Annotated in this window: 18 protein-coding genes; 10 read left to right on the top strand and 8 right to left on the bottom strand. The window is 73.6% G+C overall.

All coding sequences use genetic code 11. The features are described from left to right. Window positions 1–40: 40 nt before the first annotated feature. Both IPL61_11725 and IPL61_11720 read right to left on the bottom strand, forming a co-directional pair. A complete protein-coding gene (locus IPL61_11725; GenBank protein MBK9031976.1) occupies window positions 41–1,249 on the bottom strand; it encodes a hypothetical protein in 1,209 nt (402 codons plus the stop codon). Window positions 1,250–1,350: 101 nt separating this feature from the next. After that, a complete protein-coding gene (locus tag IPL61_11720) occupies window positions 1,351–2,670 on the bottom strand; it encodes a hypothetical protein (GenBank protein MBK9031975.1) in 1,320 nt (439 codons plus the stop codon). Window positions 2,671–2,802: 132 nt separating this feature from the next. Between IPL61_11720 and IPL61_11715 the strand changes: the two genes are divergently transcribed. From IPL61_11715 to IPL61_11705, 3 genes are read left to right on the top strand one after another with little or no spacing between them, the layout of a single operon-like run. Beyond that, window positions 2,803–3,342 (top strand): hypothetical protein, encoded by a 540-nt coding sequence (locus IPL61_11715; protein ID MBK9031974.1) that lies wholly within the window; start codon window positions 2,803–2,805, stop codon window positions 3,340–3,342. Window positions 3,343–3,370: 28 nt separating this feature from the next. Next, a complete protein-coding gene (locus IPL61_11710; protein MBK9031973.1) occupies window positions 3,371–4,255 on the top strand; it encodes a diguanylate cyclase in 885 nt (294 codons plus the stop codon). A 3-nt stretch (window positions 4,256–4,258) separates the two neighbouring features. Next, window positions 4,259–4,981, top strand: coding sequence for a hypothetical protein (locus tag IPL61_11705; protein MBK9031972.1), 723 nt, complete (start codon window positions 4,259–4,261; stop codon window positions 4,979–4,981). A gap of 15 nt (window positions 4,982–4,996) precedes the next feature. Here IPL61_11705 and IPL61_11700 read toward each other — a convergent pair whose 3' ends face one another. From IPL61_11700 to IPL61_11690, 3 genes are all read right to left on the bottom strand, one after another. After that, entirely contained in the window at window positions 4,997–5,533 is a 537-nt protein-coding gene (locus IPL61_11700) for a hypothetical protein (GenBank protein MBK9031971.1), read from the bottom strand. A 183-nt stretch (window positions 5,534–5,716) separates the two neighbouring features. After that, window positions 5,717–6,793 carry an acyltransferase family protein gene (locus IPL61_11695; protein ID MBK9031970.1) on the bottom strand — a complete coding sequence of 359 codons (1,077 nt, stop codon included), beginning with the start codon at window positions 6,791–6,793 and terminating at the stop codon, window positions 5,717–5,719. 105 nt (window positions 6,794–6,898) lie between these two features. Beyond that, complete coding sequence (locus IPL61_11690; GenBank protein ID MBK9031969.1) at window positions 6,899–7,936, bottom strand: NAD-dependent epimerase/dehydratase family protein; 1,038 nt, start codon at window positions 7,934–7,936, stop codon at window positions 6,899–6,901. A gap of 97 nt (window positions 7,937–8,033) precedes the next feature. Here IPL61_11690 and mutL point away from each other — a divergent pair, with 97 nt between their 5' ends. The 5 genes from mutL (at window position 8,034) to IPL61_11665 (ending at window position 13,227) form a co-directional block, all read left to right on the top strand. Further along, window positions 8,034–9,935 (top strand): DNA mismatch repair endonuclease MutL, encoded by a 1,902-nt coding sequence (mutL, locus tag IPL61_11685; protein MBK9031968.1) that lies wholly within the window; start codon window positions 8,034–8,036, stop codon window positions 9,933–9,935. A gap of 26 nt (window positions 9,936–9,961) precedes the next feature. Next, window positions 9,962–10,897 carry a tRNA (adenosine(37)-N6)-dimethylallyltransferase MiaA gene (miaA, locus tag IPL61_11680; GenBank protein MBK9031967.1) on the top strand — a complete coding sequence of 312 codons (936 nt, stop codon included), beginning with the start codon at window positions 9,962–9,964 and terminating at the stop codon, window positions 10,895–10,897. A 7-nt stretch (window positions 10,898–10,904) separates the two neighbouring features. After that, window positions 10,905–11,870 carry an acetyl-CoA carboxylase carboxyltransferase subunit alpha gene (locus IPL61_11675; GenBank protein ID MBK9031966.1) on the top strand — a complete coding sequence of 322 codons (966 nt, stop codon included), beginning with the start codon at window positions 10,905–10,907 and terminating at the stop codon, window positions 11,868–11,870. A gap of 46 nt (window positions 11,871–11,916) precedes the next feature. Continuing rightward, the gene (locus IPL61_11670; GenBank protein MBK9031965.1) at window positions 11,917–12,552 is read left to right on the top strand and encodes an extensin family protein; all 636 of its coding nucleotides are present in this window, start codon (window positions 11,917–11,919) and stop codon (window positions 12,550–12,552) included. Window positions 12,553–12,660: 108 nt separating this feature from the next. Beyond that, entirely contained in the window at window positions 12,661–13,227 is a 567-nt protein-coding gene (locus IPL61_11665; protein MBK9031964.1) for an OmpA family protein, read from the top strand. Here IPL61_11665 and IPL61_11660 read toward each other — a convergent pair. Continuing rightward, a complete protein-coding gene (locus tag IPL61_11660; GenBank protein ID MBK9031963.1) occupies window positions 13,181–13,933 on the bottom strand; it encodes a M50 family metallopeptidase in 753 nt (250 codons plus the stop codon). The two genes, IPL61_11665 and IPL61_11660, sit on opposite strands and share 47 nt — an antisense overlap. Beyond that, complete coding sequence (locus tag IPL61_11655) at window positions 13,930–14,538, bottom strand: hypothetical protein (protein MBK9031962.1); 609 nt, start codon at window positions 14,536–14,538, stop codon at window positions 13,930–13,932. The genes IPL61_11660 and IPL61_11655 overlap by 4 nt, the downstream gene beginning before the upstream one ends. A gap of 81 nt (window positions 14,539–14,619) precedes the next feature. On the opposite strand from IPL61_11655, the gene IPL61_11650 reads away from it, so the two are divergent. Next, window positions 14,620–15,537, top strand: coding sequence for a phage tail protein (locus IPL61_11650; GenBank protein MBK9031961.1), 918 nt, complete (start codon window positions 14,620–14,622; stop codon window positions 15,535–15,537). 75 nt (window positions 15,538–15,612) lie between these two features. Then, window positions 15,613–15,828 carry a hypothetical protein gene (locus IPL61_11645; GenBank protein MBK9031960.1) on the top strand — a complete coding sequence of 72 codons (216 nt, stop codon included), beginning with the start codon at window positions 15,613–15,615 and terminating at the stop codon, window positions 15,826–15,828. Between the two features lie 512 nt (window positions 15,829–16,340). On the opposite strand, the gene IPL61_11640 is transcribed toward IPL61_11645, so the two are convergent. Then, on the bottom strand, window positions 16,341–17,300 hold the full coding sequence (locus tag IPL61_11640; protein ID MBK9031959.1) for an FHA domain-containing protein: 960 nt from the start codon (window positions 17,298–17,300) through the stop codon (window positions 16,341–16,343). Between the last annotated feature and the right edge of the window lie 102 nt (window positions 17,301–17,402).

Here is a 17,402-nt window from a genome sequence, read left to right as displayed (position 1 = left end):
GCGCGCGCCGCGACGCCCACCCGACGTCCGTTCCGGTCGCCTACTGCAGCGAGAACATCGGCGAGCTGCCCAGCGGCGTGTTGAAGCGCCGGGTGTAGCCGAGGCCGAAGTACAGGTTCGAGGACGCGCGGTCGAGATCGTAGAGCGCCGGGTCAGCGCCGTTGTCCCCCTCCTGGGCCGCCAGGTAGGCGTCGACGCCGAGCGCCACGGTCACGACGTTCTCGTAGCGCTTGCCGAGCGCGTACTCGAGGCCGACCTCGCCGCGCAGGCCCAGGACCGCGAACTGGTTGTCCTGATCGACCGCGAGCAAGCCGATCTGCGCGCCGACCAGCGGCTTCACGCACATCCGGCCCCGGCACAGCTCCTTGTAGACCGACGCGCCGAAGTCGAGGAACGTGATCGACTCGTCGGCGTACGACCCGGCGTCGGTGCCGTCGACCGAGAAGAACGTGAAGTGCCCCTGGGCGCCGAACTGGCGGTTCCGCGACAGCGCGTAGTCGCCGAGGATCCGGATGCCGGCGGTGCCCTTGGCCCAGTCGCCGGCGCGGCCGACGTTGGTCCGCATCCCGAGCAGCTGCGCGCCCAGCGTCCACGTGTACTCGTGGGTCGGCTTGGCCGCGACCTGATCGAACAGCGACGGCGGCGGCGCGACGGTGAAGTTGCTGCCGGTGGTGCCGGTGGTGCCGGTGGTGCCGGTGCCATCGGGGTTGCCGGTGTTGCCGGTGCCGTCGGGGTTGCCGGTGGTGCCGGTGCCGTCGGGGTTGCCGGTGGTGCCGGTGCCGTCGGGGTTGCCGGTGTTGCCGGTGCCGTCGGGGTTGCCGGTGTTGCCGGTGCCATCGGGGTTGCCGGTGTTGCCGGTGTTGCCCGTGCCGCCGTCGACCGCGTCGGGGTCGAGCCCGGCCGCGCGCATCTTGGGCGCGATGAACTGGTCGATGATGTTGTTGGCCTGCGTGACCTGATCGCCGGAGGCGCCGTGATCCTTGACCGCGCGGCACGCGGTGATGGCCTCGCCCAGCTTGCCCTCGGAGTACAGCGACATGCACAGGTTGAGGTAGAAGCGCCCCTCGGGCGACAGCACGATCGCCGCGCGGAACTTCTCGGTCGCCTCGACGTACTTCTTGGCCTTGATCAGCGCCTTGCCCTGATCGTTGAGCGTGTCGGCCTTCTGGGCCGGGGACTGGGCCGCGGCGCTGCCGGCCACGAGGGCCAGCGCGGCCGACAGGCCGAGGATGAGTCGAGTCGAAGCCATGATTCCTCCGGACGATCGGCGCGCACGGACGACGCGCCAACGAGACTGTGACGGCCCACCGAGCATACCATTCACCCCCGGCCGGCCGCGCACGACGCGGATCACGATCCAGCGCGGCTGCGCAGCGCTTCGATCAGGACCATCCGCGCGGCGGTGTGGGCCTTGATCTGCCACCGCTCGGGGTTCCCGAGCAGCACGGCGATCGACAGCTGCGGCTTGCCGGCGCCCGCGAAGCCGACGAACCACGAGTACTGCATGTAGAACGGCTCGGTGTCCGAGAGCGTCCCGGTCTTGCCGGCGACGGTGACGCCCGGGATCCGATCGCGGCCGCTGAACGCCTTGGCGGCGCTGCCGTCGGTGCACGCCTCGGCCATCATCGCGCCGACCTCGTCGGCGACCGTCTCCTCGAGGACCCGCTGGCCCAGCGGCGCGCCGGTCGGGGTCTCGGTGGCGCCGTCGAGCGTGGCCGCGACGATCCGCGGCGCCGCGGCGATGCCGCCGGTCGCGACCGTGTTGGCGACCATCGCGCCGCCGACGGCCGACAGCCGGACGTTGGTGAAGCCGGCGGCGGTCCTGGCGAACTCGACGCCCTTCTCGGTCGGCACGGCGACGTGGCCGAACGCGGCCGGGGTCGGCAGGGCCATCGGCCGGTCGAACCCGAACCGGCGCGCGACGTCGGCGAGCCGGGCCGGCGTGACGTGCTGGTGCACGAGCTTGGCGATGATCGCGTTCTGCGAGTGCGCGACGCCGTAGGCGAGGTCCTCGCACCGACGGTCCTCGCGCGAGTCGGTCAGGTTCGACTCGACCACCGAGCGCAGCCCGCCGTGGAAGCACACGCGATCGTGGGGGCCGACGCCGGCCTCGACCAGCGCCGTCGCCGACACCACCTTGAAGATCGACGCCGACGGCGCCCACGCGTCGAGCGCGACCCGGGGATCGGCGACGCCGTCGCCGGCGCCCGTCGGATCCTCGGTCCGGCGCCCGGCCAGCGCCAGGATGCGCCCGTCGGGGTGGGTCACGACGATGGCGCCGCGAGGTGCCCGGGCGCGCCGGAGGACCTTCTCGGCGACCTCCTGGATCTTGGGATCGATCGTCAGGACCGCGAACCGGCCGTCGCTCATCGGCGCGAGGTAGCGATCGCCGTGGAGCTCCATGCGCGCCAGATCGACCGAGGGCGAGCCGTCGGGGGCCGGCCCCGGGGGCGGCGTGTCGACGGTCAAGACCGGGCGGGGCGGGGCCACGACCTTCGACGCGGGCGCCGGCGGGGCCACGCTGGCGGCGACCGCGACCGGCGCGGCCGGCAGATCGCGGCGCCCGAGATCGGTCGCGACCCGGTCGTCATCGTGCCCCAGCGCGATCACCGCCGCGCCGAGCGCGAGCCCGACGCCCAGGACCAGGTTCCGGCGGACGTGACGTGCCATGAGCCTCAAGGCTTACCGCATCGGCCCAGGCGCCCGCAACTAATGAGCGTTCTGCGCTACGTTGTCGCACCGATGGCTCCCCTTGCAGTCCTGGACCTGACCCGGCGCCCCGGCGCGGCCTGCGGTGCCGCGATGGCTCGACCCGAGCGCGCGGACCCGCGGGTCGGGCTCGCCGTCCTCGCGGCGGTCGCGGCCTGCGGCGGTCGCGCCCCGGCGCCGCGCGGGCCCGAGGTCACGCGCTTGCCCACGCCCAGCGTCAAGGTCGGCGAGTGCGCGCGCCCCGACCACGACGGCGCGCTGTCGGCCGAGCCCGATCGCCAGCGCGCCGATCGCGACCTCGACGGCGACGGCCGGCCCGAGTCGGTCATCGCCGATCGCCGGCTGTGCCAGGGCGACAACTGCTACTGGAACGTGTTCGTGCGGGCCGAGGCCGACGGGTGCGAGCGGTTCGCCGGGGTGATCGCGGGCGCGGCCCTCGAGCCGGGCCCGGCCACCGGCGGCGCGTGGCCCGACGTGCGCAGCTACTGGAGCCTCGGCGGGGACCGGTTGCTGATCCACACCTACCAGTTCCGGCGCGGCGGCTACCTGCTCACGGACGCGCTCCTGTGCCGGCGCGTCGCCGACGACCGCATCCTGTGCGCCGAGCGCGAGCGCGCTGCGGGCGCGCCGTGACGACTTGGGGTACGCTAGGCCCCCGACCGTGAGTGATACCGGCCGCAACAAGACCGTCGTCACCGCGATCTCGAAGATCAGCGATCGGCCCGCCGCCAAGGAGGCGTGCCTGGTCGTGATCTACGGCCTCGACCTCGGCCGCAAGTTCAACCTGACCCGCGCGCAGATCATCATCGGCCGCTCGAGCAAGGCCGACATCCAGATCGATCAAGAGGCGGTGTCGCGCAACCACTGCAAGATCATCAACAGCAACGGCTCGGTCGTGCTGCGTGACATGGGGTCGACCAACGGCACCTACATCAACGACGAGCTGATCGACGAGTACCTGCTGCGCGACGGCGACTTCATCAAGGTCGGTCGGTGCATCTTCAAGTTCCTGTCGGGCTCGAACATCGAGAACGCCTACCACGAGGAGATCTACCGGCTCACGACCGTCGACGGCCTGACCCAGATCTACAACAAGCGCTTCTTCCAGGAGACGCTCGAGCGCGAGATCGGCCGGGCCCAGCGCTACCGCCGCGACCTGTCGCTGATCATGTTCGACCTCGACCGGTTCAAGCTCGTCAACGACACCTTCGGCCACCTCGCCGGCGACTACGTGCTCAAGCACCTCGCCACCATCGTCAAGCACCAGATCCGACGCGAGGACGTGCTGGCGCGCTACGGCGGCGAGGAGTTCGCGATCGTCCTGCCCGAGATCGACCACCACAACGCGATGCAGCTGGCCGAGAAGGTCCGGCGGCTGATCGAGCGCGCCGCGTTCAGGTTCGAGGAGACCGACATCCCGCTGACCGTGTCGGTCGGGGTCGCGACGCTGGGGTCGGACACGGTCGACTGGGTCGGGTTCGTCAAGGTCGCCGACGACAACCTGTACGCGGCCAAGGCCGGCGGGCGCAACCAGGTGGTCGGCTGACCCGTGGCCACCGACGGCTCCGACGCCGACCGCGGCCCGCGGGCGGCGCCCGACGCCGACCTCGTCGCGACGCTGGTCCACGACCTGCGCAACCCGCTCGCGGCCCTGGCCGGCAACCTCGCGCTGGTGCGCGAGGAGCTGGGGGCGATCGAGGTGCCGCCGATCGCGGTCGGCTGCCTCGACGACTGCGACGCGCTGGTGCTGCGCGCGCTGGCGCTGGTCGGCAACATCGTCGACGCTGACGCCCTGGCGCGCGGCGCGGTGGTCGCGCGGCGCGCGCCGATCCGGCTCGCGGCCGCGGTCGAGGGCGCGCTGGCCACGGTCGCGGCCGACGTCGCCGCCCGGCAGCTCACGATCACCCAGGCGATCGGCGACGACCTGATCGCCGAGGTCGATCCGCGCTTGCTCGGGCGCGTGCTCGGGTGCCTGCTCGACAACGCCGTCCGCTACGCGCCGCGCGGCGGGCGGGTCGCGATCCGCGCCAGCGTCGACGGCGCCGAGGTCGAGCTGGCGGTCGGCAACACCGGGCCGGCGCTGACCGACGACGAGCGGGCCCGGGTGTTCGAGCGCGAGTTCCGGCGGGCCGAGCGCGCGGCCGGCGCGCGCCGCGGCCGGGCCCTGGGCCTGTACTTCTGCCGGCTGGTCGCCGAGGCCCACGGCGGCTCGATCGGCGTCGCCGCGCGCCCGGATCTGCCGGTCGAGTTCGTGCTGCGGCTGCCGCGGTGACCGAGGCCGGCCGGGCTAGACCAGGCCGCCGCGCAGGAGCTTGAGCGACGGCGCCCGGCGCGGCCGGGTCGGCTCGAGCGCCGCGGTCAGGAGCGTCGACGTCGGGCACCGCCGCAGGCCGGCCTCGTAGGTGGCCTGGGCCGCGGCCCGGTCGCCGAGCGCGTCGAGCATCGAGGCCTTCTCGAAGTACAGATCCTCGAGGAGCCAGGCGTCGACGTCGGCGACCAGCTCGAAGGCCCGCTCGATCGACGCCAGGCCGGCGCGGACGTGGCCGATGTCGCCGAGGAGCGCGCCGCGCCAGTAGTGGGCCTCGGGCGAGGACGGCGCCTGGGCCAGCGCGGCCTCGGCCGCCGCCAGCGCCGCGACGTCGTCGCCGCGGGCCGACGAGATCTGGCACTTCACCAGCCACGCCCCGGCGTGGGTCGGCGCCAGCGCCAGCGCCTGGTTGACGGCGCGGTTGGCGCGGCCGAGCGTGCGCTGATCATCGCCTTCGCCCAGGAGGCCGCGCGCGACCTCGAGCCATTGCGCGACGGGGTCGACATCCTCGTCCATGGCGGCTCCCTAACGCCGGCACAATAACACGGCGGGCCGGGCGGCGCCGGGACCTTTGCGCACGCGCGCCCGCGGACCGACCGCGGCGCTCGCGGCGCCGGACCTGCGCGCGCGCGCGGCCCCGGCGCCCCGCCGGCGCCGATGTTTGGGCACGCGCGCCGGGCGGCGGATCGGCCGCGGCCCTCAGCGTCGGCGCAGGTCGTCGACCATGGCCTGGAGCTGGCCCCGGACCTGCTCGGCCAGGCGCCCGACCAGCAGCCGATCGTCGGCGGCGGCCGCGCCGTACTCGCCAGCGAGATCGATCGGCGGACCGAACGCGAGGCGCCACTTGCTCGGCAGCGGCAAGAGCCCGGCCGGGCCCAGCCACGGGAACGTCGGGGTGATCGGCACGTACGGGATCCCGACCGACTTGGCGAACCAGGTCACCCGGGCCAGGAGCGGCAGCGCCTCCTCGGCGCCGACCACCGCGACCGGGATGATCGGCGCGCCGGTCTTGAGCGCCAGCTTGACGAAGCCGCCGCGCCCGAACCGCTGCAGGCGGTAGCGATCGCGCCAGAGCTTGCTCATGCCCTTGACGCCCTCGGGGAACACCGCGATCAGCTCGTCGTTCGCGAGCAGGCGCTCGGCGTTCTCGGGGCACGCGCGCACGCCGCCGATGCGGTTCATCAGCGGCCCCAGCCACGGCAGGTGGAAGACCGCGTCCTCGACCAGCGGCCGCACGTCGCGCCGGGCCGGGTGGTCGCGCCGGATCGCGTGCATGACCATCGCGCTGTCGTAGGGGAGGCTGCCGGCGTGGTTGGCGATCAGGATCGCCCGGCCGTGGGCCGGCACGTGCTCGAGGCCGGTCACCTCGGTCCGGAACCAGCGCGAGTACAGGAAGTCGAGCACCCACTCCCAGCGCGCGGTGGCGATGGGATCGCGGCCGAAGTCGTCGACCACGTCGGCGCGGCCGCGCATCGCGAACGCGCGCCACCGGCGCCACAGGCCCGGCAGCGGCAGCCGGCGGCGGGCGTCGAGCGGGTAGACCGGCGTGCGGCCCTCGTCGACGCGGCGGCCGAGCTCGCGCAGGGCCGCCTCGCTGTCGAGGTCGTCGACCTGCCCGGGGTAGGCGTCGTACGAGTCGCCGGAGGCCAGCGCGGCGTCGCCGCCGACGTAGACGTCGTCGAGCATGCTCGGCCAGTCGCCGTCGGGGGCCTGAGACGCGTCGGGGGCGCCGAGGTCATCGGCGATGGGGTCGGTGTCGTCGGGGGGGAGGGCCATGGGTCGAGGGGGCAGGCGGATCGTGCGGGCCGGCGAACAGGCGAACAGGCGAACAGGCGAACAGGCGAACAGGCGAACAGGCGAACAGGCGAACAGAACAGGCGATCAGGCGAACGAGCTGGCGACGTCGGTGGCGCCGTCCTCGGGCGAGGCCCCGACGAAGTCGAGGATGGTGCGCTTGATCGAGAACCGGGCGGCGAAGCCGAGGTCGCGCTGGGCCCGACCGCCGTCGGCGACGCACACGTAGAGCAGGTAGTCGAGCAGGCTCGGCGGCGAGGACAGGATCTGGGTCGCCCACAGCGCCTTCGCCGCCTGGCGCGCGAGCAGGTACGGCACCGGCACCGGCACCCGCCCCATCAGCGCCAGGACGGTAGTGTAGGGCAGGACGCCCTTGCCGACGATGTTGTACGGCCCGACCGCGTCACAGTCGACCGCGAGCTTGAGCGCCCAGGCGGCGTCCTGCTCGTGGATGAACTGCATCAGCGGATCGTGCCCGGCCATGACCGGCGCGGCCACCCGCGAGAAGAACCGGGTGTGCAGGTTGTTGATCGTGGGGCCGAGGATCGGCGCGAACCGCAGGGTCGAGACCTGCACGTGCGGGTGCTCGCGCGCGAACCGGGCGGCCTGCTTCTCGGCCCGGACCTTGTCGTTGATGAAGCGCGAGTCGGGGTGGCCGCGCAGCTCGGCGCGCTCGTCGAGGAAGTTGGGGTTGTGGGGGTGGGCCCCGTAGGCCATCGTCGTCGACACCATCACCACCCGCGCCGGGCCGGCCGCGGCGCAGGCGTTGAGCACGTGCATCGTGCCGACGTCCTCGAACTCGTGGGCCCACTCGGTGGCGTGGGTCGGGTGCGACAGGAACGCCCCGTGGACGACGGTGTCGACGTCCTCGCGGGCCAAGAGCGTGGCGATCTCGCCGTCGATCGTCGGCTGGGTGAGATCGATCGGGAAGAACCGGGCCTTGGTCGTGCCGTCGGCCAGGATCGGCGGCGCCTTGACGTCGAGCACCAGCACCTTGGCGTACCGGCGGTCCTCTTCGAGGCGGCGGATCAGCTCGGTGCCGAGGAAGGTGCAGGCGCCCGTGACCGCCACCACGCGGTCGGAAGCCCGGCGCGCGCGGGCGCTGCCGACGGAGACGGTCGCCATCGCCCGAACATATAGAACGGCGGCCGCCGACGCAATTCGGCGCGCGCGGATGTCGGCGCCCGCTTCCGCCGCGGCGCCGGTCGTGCTACGCGGGAGCGTGGGTCGCGTCGCCGTTCTGCCCGATCAGGTGGTCGATCAGATCGCCGCCGGCGAGGTGGTCGAGCGCCCGGCGTCGGTCGTCAAGGAGCTGGTCGAGAACGCGCTCGACGCCGGCGCGACGATGATCTCGATCGACGTCGAGGGCGGCGGCCGCCGGCTGATCCGGGTGGTCGACGACGGCGTCGGCATGGACGCCGCCGACGCCGCGCTGGCGCTGACCCGGCACGCGACCTCGAAGCTGCGCGCGGTGGACGACCTGACCACGCTGACCACGATGGGCTTCCGGGGCGAGGCCCTGCCGTCGATCGCCAGCGTGTCGCGGCTGACCCTGACCACGCGCCAGCGCGGCGTCGACGAGGCGATCGCGGTCGCGGTCGACAACGGCGCGATCGTCAGCACCACGGCCGCTGGCGCGCCGCCCGGCACCGCAGTGATCGTGCGCGAGCTGCTGGCGAACGTGCCGGCCCGGCTCAAGTTCCTGCGCGGCGAGGCGACCGAGGCCGCGCACGTCACCGAGACCGTCATGCGGTTGGCGCTGGCCCACCCCGAGGTCGGGTTCCGGCTGCACCAGAACGGCCGGCCCGCGCTCGAGGTGCCGCCGCAGCCGGCCGCGGCCCGGGTCCGGGCGGTCCTGGGCACGCGCCTGGGCGATCGGCTGCACGAGCTGGTCCACCAGGAGCACGGCGTCGCCGTGCGCGCGTACCTGGCCGCGCCCGAGCTGGCGCAGTCGACCTCGCGCGGGGTCCACCTGTTCGCCGGCCGACGCTGGGTCCGCGACCGCGGCCTCTTGCAGGCGGTGACGATGGGGTACGGCGAGCTGGTGCCGCGCGGGCGCTACCCGGTCGCGATCGTGTTCGTCGACGTGCCCGGCGAGGACATCGACGTCAACGTCCACCCGCAGAAGCTCGAGGTCCGGTTCTCGGACCCTGGCGTCGTGACCGCCGCGGTCCGCCACGGCGTCCGGGCCGGCGTCGCCGCGGCGCCGTGGCTGGGCGAGAGCGCCGGCCGCGCCGCGGTGCAGATGCAGGCCATCGCGGGCTCGGCGCCGCCGGGCTGGACCGGGCCGCGCGCGCGCCGCGCCGACGACCTCGCGGGCCGCTACGCCGACGACACGATGCGCGCGCTCTTCCCCGCCGGGGGGCTCGGGCGCGCGCCCAGCCAGCAGGGCGCGCTGGCGCTCGGTCGCGAGGCCGGCCCCCGCTGGCAACCGGCACCGCGGCCGCCGCCGCCGTCGTCGTCCCCCTCGTCCGCGTCGTCCGGGGCGGCGCCGCCGGCTGAGGCGCTCGCGTCGGCCGCGCCCAGCGAGCCGGCCGCGGCGCCGGGCTACTTCGCGCACCTGCGCTACCTCGGCCAGCTCGATCGCACGTACCTGGTGTGCGAGGGGGACGGCGAGCTGGTGCTGCTCGATCAGCACGCCGCGCACGAGCGGATCGCGTTCCAGCGCCTGCGCGATCGCGCCGACCAGGACGAGATCGCGGTCCAGCGCATGTTGTTCCCCAGCGTGATCGAGCTGCCGCCGGCCGAGGCCGCGCTGGTCGGCGAGCACGCCGCGGTGCTGGCGCGGGTCGGCTTCGACGTCGAGCCGTTCGGGGGCACCGCGGTCGCGGTCAAGGCGGTGCCGGCCGGGCTGCGCCAGGACGCGACCGCGGTGCTGCGCGAGCTCCTCGGCGATCTGGCCGAGCGCGGCGGCTCGCGCGCGGTCAGCGAGCGGCTCGATCAGGTGCTGGCGACGGTCGCGTGCCACTCGGTGGTGCGGGCCGGCGACGTGCTGTCGCCCGACGAGGTCACCGCGCTGCTCGGCCAGATGGACGGCGTCGACTTTCGCGCGCACTGCCCCCACGGGCGCCCGGTGCTGCTCCGCATCGGCACGCCCGAGATCGCGCGCCGGTTCGGGCGGTGAGCGACGAGGGCGCGGGTCCGCCGCCGCTGGCGACGCCGCGGCTGGTGGTGATCGTCGGGCCGACCGGCGCCGGCAAGACCGCGCTGGCGGTCGCGCTGGCGCGCGCGGCCGGCGGCGAGATCGTGAGCTGCGACTCGCAGCAGGTCTACGCCGGGATGGATCTCGGCACCGGCAAGGCCAGCGCCGCCGAGCGCGCCGCCGCGCCGCACCACCTGCTCGACGTGATCGGGCCCGACGCCGAGATGACCGCGGCCCGGTTCGCGGCCCTGGCCGACGCGGCGATCGCCGAGATCGCCGGCCGCGGCCGCCCGGTGATCGTGTGCGGCGGCACCGGGCTGTACGTGCGCGCGCTCCTGTTCGGGCTGTTCGCGGGGCCGCCGGCGGTGCCAGCGGTGCGGGCCGAGCTCGAGGCCGAGGTCGCCGCCGCGGGCTCGGGCGCGCTGTGGGCGCGCCTGGCCGCGGCCGACCCGGATAGCGCGGCGCGGATCGACCCCAACGATCGCAAGCGGCTGATCCGCGCGCTCGAGGTGATCGTCACGACCGGCGTCGCCCTGTCCGAGCACCATCGCCGCCACGACCACCGGCGCGTGCCCCCGCGCTACCCACACCGCTTGATCGGGGTGGCGCCGCCGCGGGCCGACCTGTACGCGGCGATCGACGCCCGGTGCGACGCGATGGTCGCGGCCGGCCTCGTCGAGGAGGTCGCGCAGCTGCGCGCGGCCGGGCACGTGCCGCCGCTGCGGTCGCAGCAAGCGATCGGCTACGCCGAGCTCCACGAGCACCTCGCCGGGCGGTTCGACCTGTCGCGCGCGATCGAGCTGATGAAGCGGAACTCCCGCCGGTACGCGCGTCGGCAGCTGTCCTGGTACCGCAGCCAGACAGCGGTCGAGTGGGTGACGGCCGCCGATCGGGTTGACCTCGGCGACCTGGCGGCATACCTAACGGGTCCGCGCCATGGCTGAGCCCCTCGTGTCCGATCGCCAGGTCCTCGAGTTCGAGCGACCGATCATCGATCTCGAGCGCAAGATCGCCGAGCTGCGCGGCCTGTCGACCGCGACCGTCGACTTCTCGTCCGAGATCCGCAAGCTCGAGCAGAAGGCGCGCAAGCTCCAGAAGGAGATCTTCGCCGAGCTGTCGGCCCACCAGAAGGTGCAGCTGGCCCGCCACCCGGCGCGGCCGTACACGCTCGACTACGTGCGCCTGCTGACCGAGGACTTCGTCGAGCTGCACGGCGACCGCAGCTTCCACGACGACCCGGCCATCGTCGGCGGCATGGCCCGGTTCGACGCGTGGGAGGTGCTGGTGCTCGGCCACCAGAAGGGCAAGAACACGAAGGAGAACCTGCACCGCAACTTCGGCATGGCGCGGCCCGAGGGCTACCGCAAGGCCACCCGGCTCATGCGCATGGCGTCGCGGTTCCGCAAGCCGATCCTGTGCTTCATCGACACCGCCGGCGCGTACCCGGGCAAGGGCGCCGAGGAGCGCGGCCAGGCCGAGGCCATCGCCAAGTCGTTGCAGGTGATGTCGACCCTGACCTGTCCGGTCGTGGCGGTCGTGATCGGCGAGGGCGGCTCGGGCGGCGCGCTGGCGCTCGGCGTCGCCGATCGCATCCTGATGCTCGAGTACTCGATCTACTCGGTGATCACGCCCGAGGGCTGCGCGTCGATCCTGTGGCGCGACCCGGCCAAGGTGCCCGAGGCCGCGACCCAGCTCAAGCTGACCGCGCCCGACCTGGTGCACCTGGGCATCTGCGACGAGATCATCCCGGAGGCGTCGGGCGGCGCCCACCGCGACGCCGCGATCACCGCGGCCCGGATCCGGGTCGCGCTCAAGCGCCACCTGCGCGAGCTGTGCAAGCTCACGCCCGAGGAGCTGGTCGAGGCCCGCTACCAGAAGTTCCGGGCGATGGGGAAGTTCTTCGATCCCGCGGCGTGACCGCGGAAAACTCGCGCGCGGGGGCGGTGGCGGGTAGCGTCGGCCCATGCGGCGCACGCTGACGATCGTCACCGGGCTGGCCCTGGCGGCCGCGACCGCGGCGCCGGCCGTCGCCGACGACCGCTGCCACGACGAGCTCGACGCCCGCGGCGTGACGTGGCGGCCGGCGCGCAAGGCCGGGATCGCCGACGCGGTCACCGTGACCGGGCCGCTCGGCGGCATCGCGTGGGTCGGCCCCGGCGGCGCGCCGCTGGTGATCGACTGCTCGCTGGCGGTGTCCCTGGCCGAGGCCGGGCGTGCATTCCGGGCGGTGGGCCTGACCGAGGCCCGGTGGAGCTCGGCCTACTCGGTCCGCAACGTCCGCGGCACCGATCGTCGCTCGAAGCACTCGTTCGGCCTCGCGGTCGATCTGCCGCGGGTGGTCGGCCCCGACGTCGGCGCGCTCGCGGTCGCGGCGGACTTCGAGCCCGGCCTGGGCGACGCGGTCGACTGCGTCGGTCAGCCGATGACCCAGGCCGGGGCGGTGCTCAAGGTCCTGCAGTGCCAGCTCATCCGCACCGGGCTGTTCTACCTGGTGCTGTCGCCGGACTACGACGACGCCCACCACGATCACTTCCACCTCGAGGCGCGGCCGTGGTCGGCGCGCCCGCAGCTCACCGATGGCCGCGACGCGATCCACTGACGTCGGCGCGCTGGGGCTCGCGCTGGCGCTCGCGCTGGCGGGCTGTCACCCGCCCGGCGCGCCCGCGCCGCTGATCGCCGCGCCGCCGGCGGCCCGGCGCGCACCCCGATGCCGGCGCCGGGGCCGGATCCGAGCTCTGACGACGACGGCGACGGCATCGCCGCGTGGGCCGATCTGTGCCCGACCCAGCCCGAGGACTTCGACGACTTCGATGACGACGACGGCTGCCCGGACCCCGACAACGACGGCGACGGCGTGCCCGACGTCGTGGACAAGTGCCCGCTCGTGCCGGCGCGGCGCGACGGCCGCGACGACGGCGGCTGCCCGGCGCCCCAGTACGTCGAGCTGGCCGAGCCCGACGTGATCGCGATCGAGTTTCGCGCCGGCAAGGCCGAGGTCGAGCGCGCGAGCCGGCCGGTGCTCGACGCCCTGGCGGACACGCTCGCCGCCCACCCCGAGGTCCAGCAGGTCGAGATCGGCGGTCACCGCGACCCCGGCGAGCGGCGCGGCGATCTCGACGTGGCGCGCGCGCGCGCGGTCGAGCAGTACCTGCGCGCCCACGGCGTCAGCGCCGACCGTCTGATCGTGCGCGGCTACGGCGATCGGTCGCCGCGCCTCGGCGCCGGCCTCAATCGGCGGGTCGAGGTCCGGGTGCAGATGGCGGTGCAGCGCTAGCGCGGCGCAACCGACGCAGCACCAGGAACAGGAGCGCGAGCGACCACGCCAGCCAGATCGCGGCCCAGGTCCACACCGCCCAGCTGGCGTCGGTGCCGAAGGTCGCGACCGCCATGGCGTGGGCGTCGGAGTCGCGCACGACCTGGCCGTCGACGATGAGGTTGGGACGGAACAGCACGCGGATGTCGACGAGCGCGCCGACGCACGCCTGCGCCGCCAGCAGGTGCGCGAGGCCGGCGTGCAGCCGCGGCCGCGGGACCGCCGCGACCGCGATGATCACCGCGCCGGTCGCGCCGATCGCGACCTGGCCGAAGCGGTTGGTGATCGACGCCAGCGCGGTGACCGCGAGCACCAGCCCCAGGCCGACCAGCGCGCGCCGCGCGCCGCGCGGATCGCGGGCGCCGAGCACCAGGATCACGCCGCCGACCGGGGCGCCCATGTACCCGGCGGCGGCGATGAACCCGCCGGCGATCGGCCCGGCCAGCGACTGCGCGTGGGCCAGGCCGCTGCCGTCCGCGAACACCTCCATGCCCGAGAAGCCGGCGCCGCTCATGAGCATCGCCAGCGCGTGGCTGCCCTCGTGCAACCAGGTGCCGAGCAGCTTGAACGGGTACAGCAGGTACGGGCCGTACGGCACCTGCCACAGCACCACGCTCGCGACCAGCGCGAGCGCCAGCGGGCGCAGCGACTCGTCGCGCTCGGTCACGGCCGGTCGGTCGGGGGCGGCCCGGTGGTGGGCCGGCGGCGGGCGCGGGTGATCACCCGCTCGACGGCGCGGCCGACCGAGCCGTCGTGGGGCCAGATCCCGAGGTCGGTCAGCGACGGCATCGGCCCGCCACACGCGAGGCCGACGCCGATCCCGGCGAGCGCGCCCGCGACCATGCCGGCGGCGGCGAGCACGACCCATCCTGGCCACGTCTCGGGCGTCACCTCGCACGGCATGGCCCCGATGATCGCCAGGCCGGCACCGCCGAACGCCAGCGCGCGCGCCGCGACCCAGACCGCGCGCCGGCGCCCGCCGTGGAGGCTGGCCTGCGCGGCGAGGCGGCCGACGCCGCCGGCGGTAACGACCGCGGGCAGCACGGCGAACACGGTCACCAGCCGGACGATCGCGATGATCCCCGGTCGCTCCCCGCCCAGGCCCAGGCGACTGACGGCGAAGATCGCTAGTGATATCAGTGGAATGACCAGCAACGCGCCGACCAGGAAGCCCTTGGCGAAGCTGTGGCGGCGGCGCTTTCGCGTGCGAGATCGAGCGCTTCCCGGCGCGGGGCCGGGCTGGCCCGCGACCGCCGCCGGGAAGGTTTCCACGGGGACCACCGTACCATGGGAGCGACCGGTCGTATCCGGCGGTCCTGCGAGGCCGTCGTGTACACTCCCTCGAGGTCTTCCATGCCAGCTAATCCCAGCCAGTCCCCTGATGTCTACTCGTCCGCGCACTTCAACCTCGAGCTCGAGGGTGTGCCGACGTCGACGGTGCGCTCGATCGAGGGCGGCACCATCAAGACCGAGGTCATCACCTATCACGCCAACGAGCACAAGGGCGCGATCTGGCGGCAGAACGGCAAGGTCAAGTACGAGCCGATCAAGGTCGTCGCGGGGCTGGCCGCGGGCGACGCGCTCTACAAGTGGATGAACTCGTTCTGCACCGGCGACTGCGAGCGGAAGCACGGCGCGCTGGTCGCGGGCGACTACAACTACAACGAGAAGGCTCGGCGGAGCTTCTGCGACGCGGTGATCGAGTGTCTCGACTTCCCGAAGTTCGATAGCAACGACAAGAACGCCGCCAACGTCACCATCACCATCCAGGCCGAGACCCTGGCCTACGAGCAGCCCGGGCCGGGCTCGGTGATGCAGCACGACGCGGCCCAGGCCCAGCAGCAGCACATCGCCGCGTGCAACTTCGACTTCAGCTTCGACGGGGCGCCGGAGAGCGCGGTCAAGCGCGTCACCAAGGTCGAGGGCTTCAGCCTGAAGTCCAAGACGATCGAGTACCACCACGCGGGCCGGCTCGAGCCGATCAAGCTCGGCGGCAAGATCGAGCAGCCGAACATCTCGTTCTCGCTGCCCGAGGTCGACGCCGAGTACTTCATGACCCTCATGAAGAAGGCGGCCACGGGCGAGCGGCCGCCGATGACCAACGCCGACGTCACGTACTTCGACAACTCCAAGACGCCCAAGGGCAAGATCCACTTCGTGGGCTGCCACGTGTTCAACGTCCAGCCCGACAAGAGCGACGCGGCGAACGAGGACGTGCGCCTGGTGAAGGTGGAGATGGCGATCGAGAGCCTCACGTTCACGAAGCTGTAGATCCCGTCGGCGGCGGGGCGATCCCACCCCCGAGGGAAAAGTTGCCCGGCTCGATCGACGGTGTGAGGGTGGCCCATGGCCGCCGAGACTGTCTTCGCCAGCGGGTTCACCCCCGACCCCGCGCGTGCACTCGACGTGCTTGCGTTCGTGCTGTGTCCGCCCGAGGTGTTCGCACCCACCGGTGATCCGGACGAGATCGCGGCGGTGGCGGAGCTGATCGAACCCGCGAAGGCGGAGGCGGTGCGGCGCTGGCATGCGCTGCACGCGCCGATGGCTGCTGAGCAGGTCTAGCGCTGGAGGCGGCGGCGCGGGGATGACTGGAGGCGGGAGGCGCTGGGGGTGGCGCGGGTCCCCTCGGGCCGCGGTTGGGGCGACCCCCCGACCGTCCGGGCCCCCCCCGCGGAACTTCGGGCCGACGGAGACCCGACCACCTCGCTCGCCGCTCGTGGCGACGCCGCGGGCACCCCGACCAGGAGGCGATCACGGCCGCGGCGGGCGGCGTCGGCGAGCGGGGCCAGCCCCGCGGGGCGACGGGCGGGGCGCGGCCAGATGCGAGACGGACGGGGCCTGGCGATCACGGGCCCCGACGGTAGCGAGCGGCGACGCGCCAGGGCACCAGCGAACGTGAACCGCGCGCCGCCCCCCGCCCCCAGCGCCCGCCCCAGTCATCCCCCCGTCAACCAACTACGTCTACGCCGACGCGACGATCCGGGATCTGGGCCGTTTCAGGCGGGGGCCCCGGCGGATGCCGGGGGAGGAGCTTTGCGAAAGCTCCTCCCAAAGAACAGGCTCCTCGCGGAAACTCAGCTGGCGATCTCGCGGAGGGAGCGCAGGAGCTCGCGGGCCTGGTCGGCGCAGTCGGCGGCGTTCTTCATCGACTGACGGATCAGCTCGAAGGAGGCGCGGGGGAGCTGGTGCGAGAACTGGTCGAACTCGCCCTCGGCGGCCATGACCTCGATGCGCAGGCTCGACAGGACGTCGTTGAGCGAGGTCACCATCTCGGCGGCCTTGCCGCGGATCTCGACCGCGCGCTGGACCTTGGCGCTGCCGCTCTCGGCCTGGAGCGTGCCCTCGAGCTCGGAGATCCGGACCTTGAAGCGATCGCGCTCGACCTCGGCGTTGGACAGATCGTTCTCGAGATCCTCCATGCGCCGGGCCTTCTCCTGGCCGACCTTGCCGCCGCGGTAGACGCGGAGCTCGGCCTGGAGCTGATCGATGCGGCGCCGGAGGCGGCGGATCTCCTCGTCGTTCTCGCCGCTCGGCGTGGCGGCCTGGGGCTGCGGCGCCGGCGCCGGGGCGGCCATCGGTGGCGGGGCCGCGGGCGCCATCGGTTGCATCGGCCCGAAACCCTCGATGTTGACCGCCATGGGGGCGGCCTGCTGGGCGCCGGTCGGGGCCATGCCGACGGGCTGGGGCACGGCCTGCGGGGGCGGGATCGCCGCCGGGGCGGCGGGCGCGGGCTGGCCGAGCTGGGACGTGTCCACGAACCGCAGCCACAGGCTGCCGCAGCGGACGGCGTCGCCGTGCCGCAGCATGTGCTGTTGCACCTGCTGCTCCTGGTAGAAGACCTTGTTGGCGGAGCCGAGATCTTCGACCACGTATCCGCCACCGCCCCAGACGATGCGCGCGTGGTGTCGAGACACCATCGCGTCGTCGGTGCGGATCGCGCAATCCATGGCCCTTCCGACCCGGATCTCTTGCGCACCGAGCTCGATCGAGCCCTCGATGCCCTGTGCGTGGCGCCAGAGGACCTTGGCAGTCACCGGACGATATTGTCGGGTACGGACTGGGTTTGCACAAGGTTTCAGCCCATCCGTGTGGAGGTGATCGCCGGATGACAGGGCCGACCGGGCGTGGTACCGGGA

It is taken from the genome of Myxococcales bacterium (assembly GCA_016717005.1).
GTDB lineage: Bacteria > Myxococcota_A > Polyangia > Haliangiales > Haliangiaceae > UBA2376.
The sequence above is the reverse complement of the archived record's forward strand: the minus strand, read 5'-3'. Positions and strand labels throughout refer to the sequence as shown.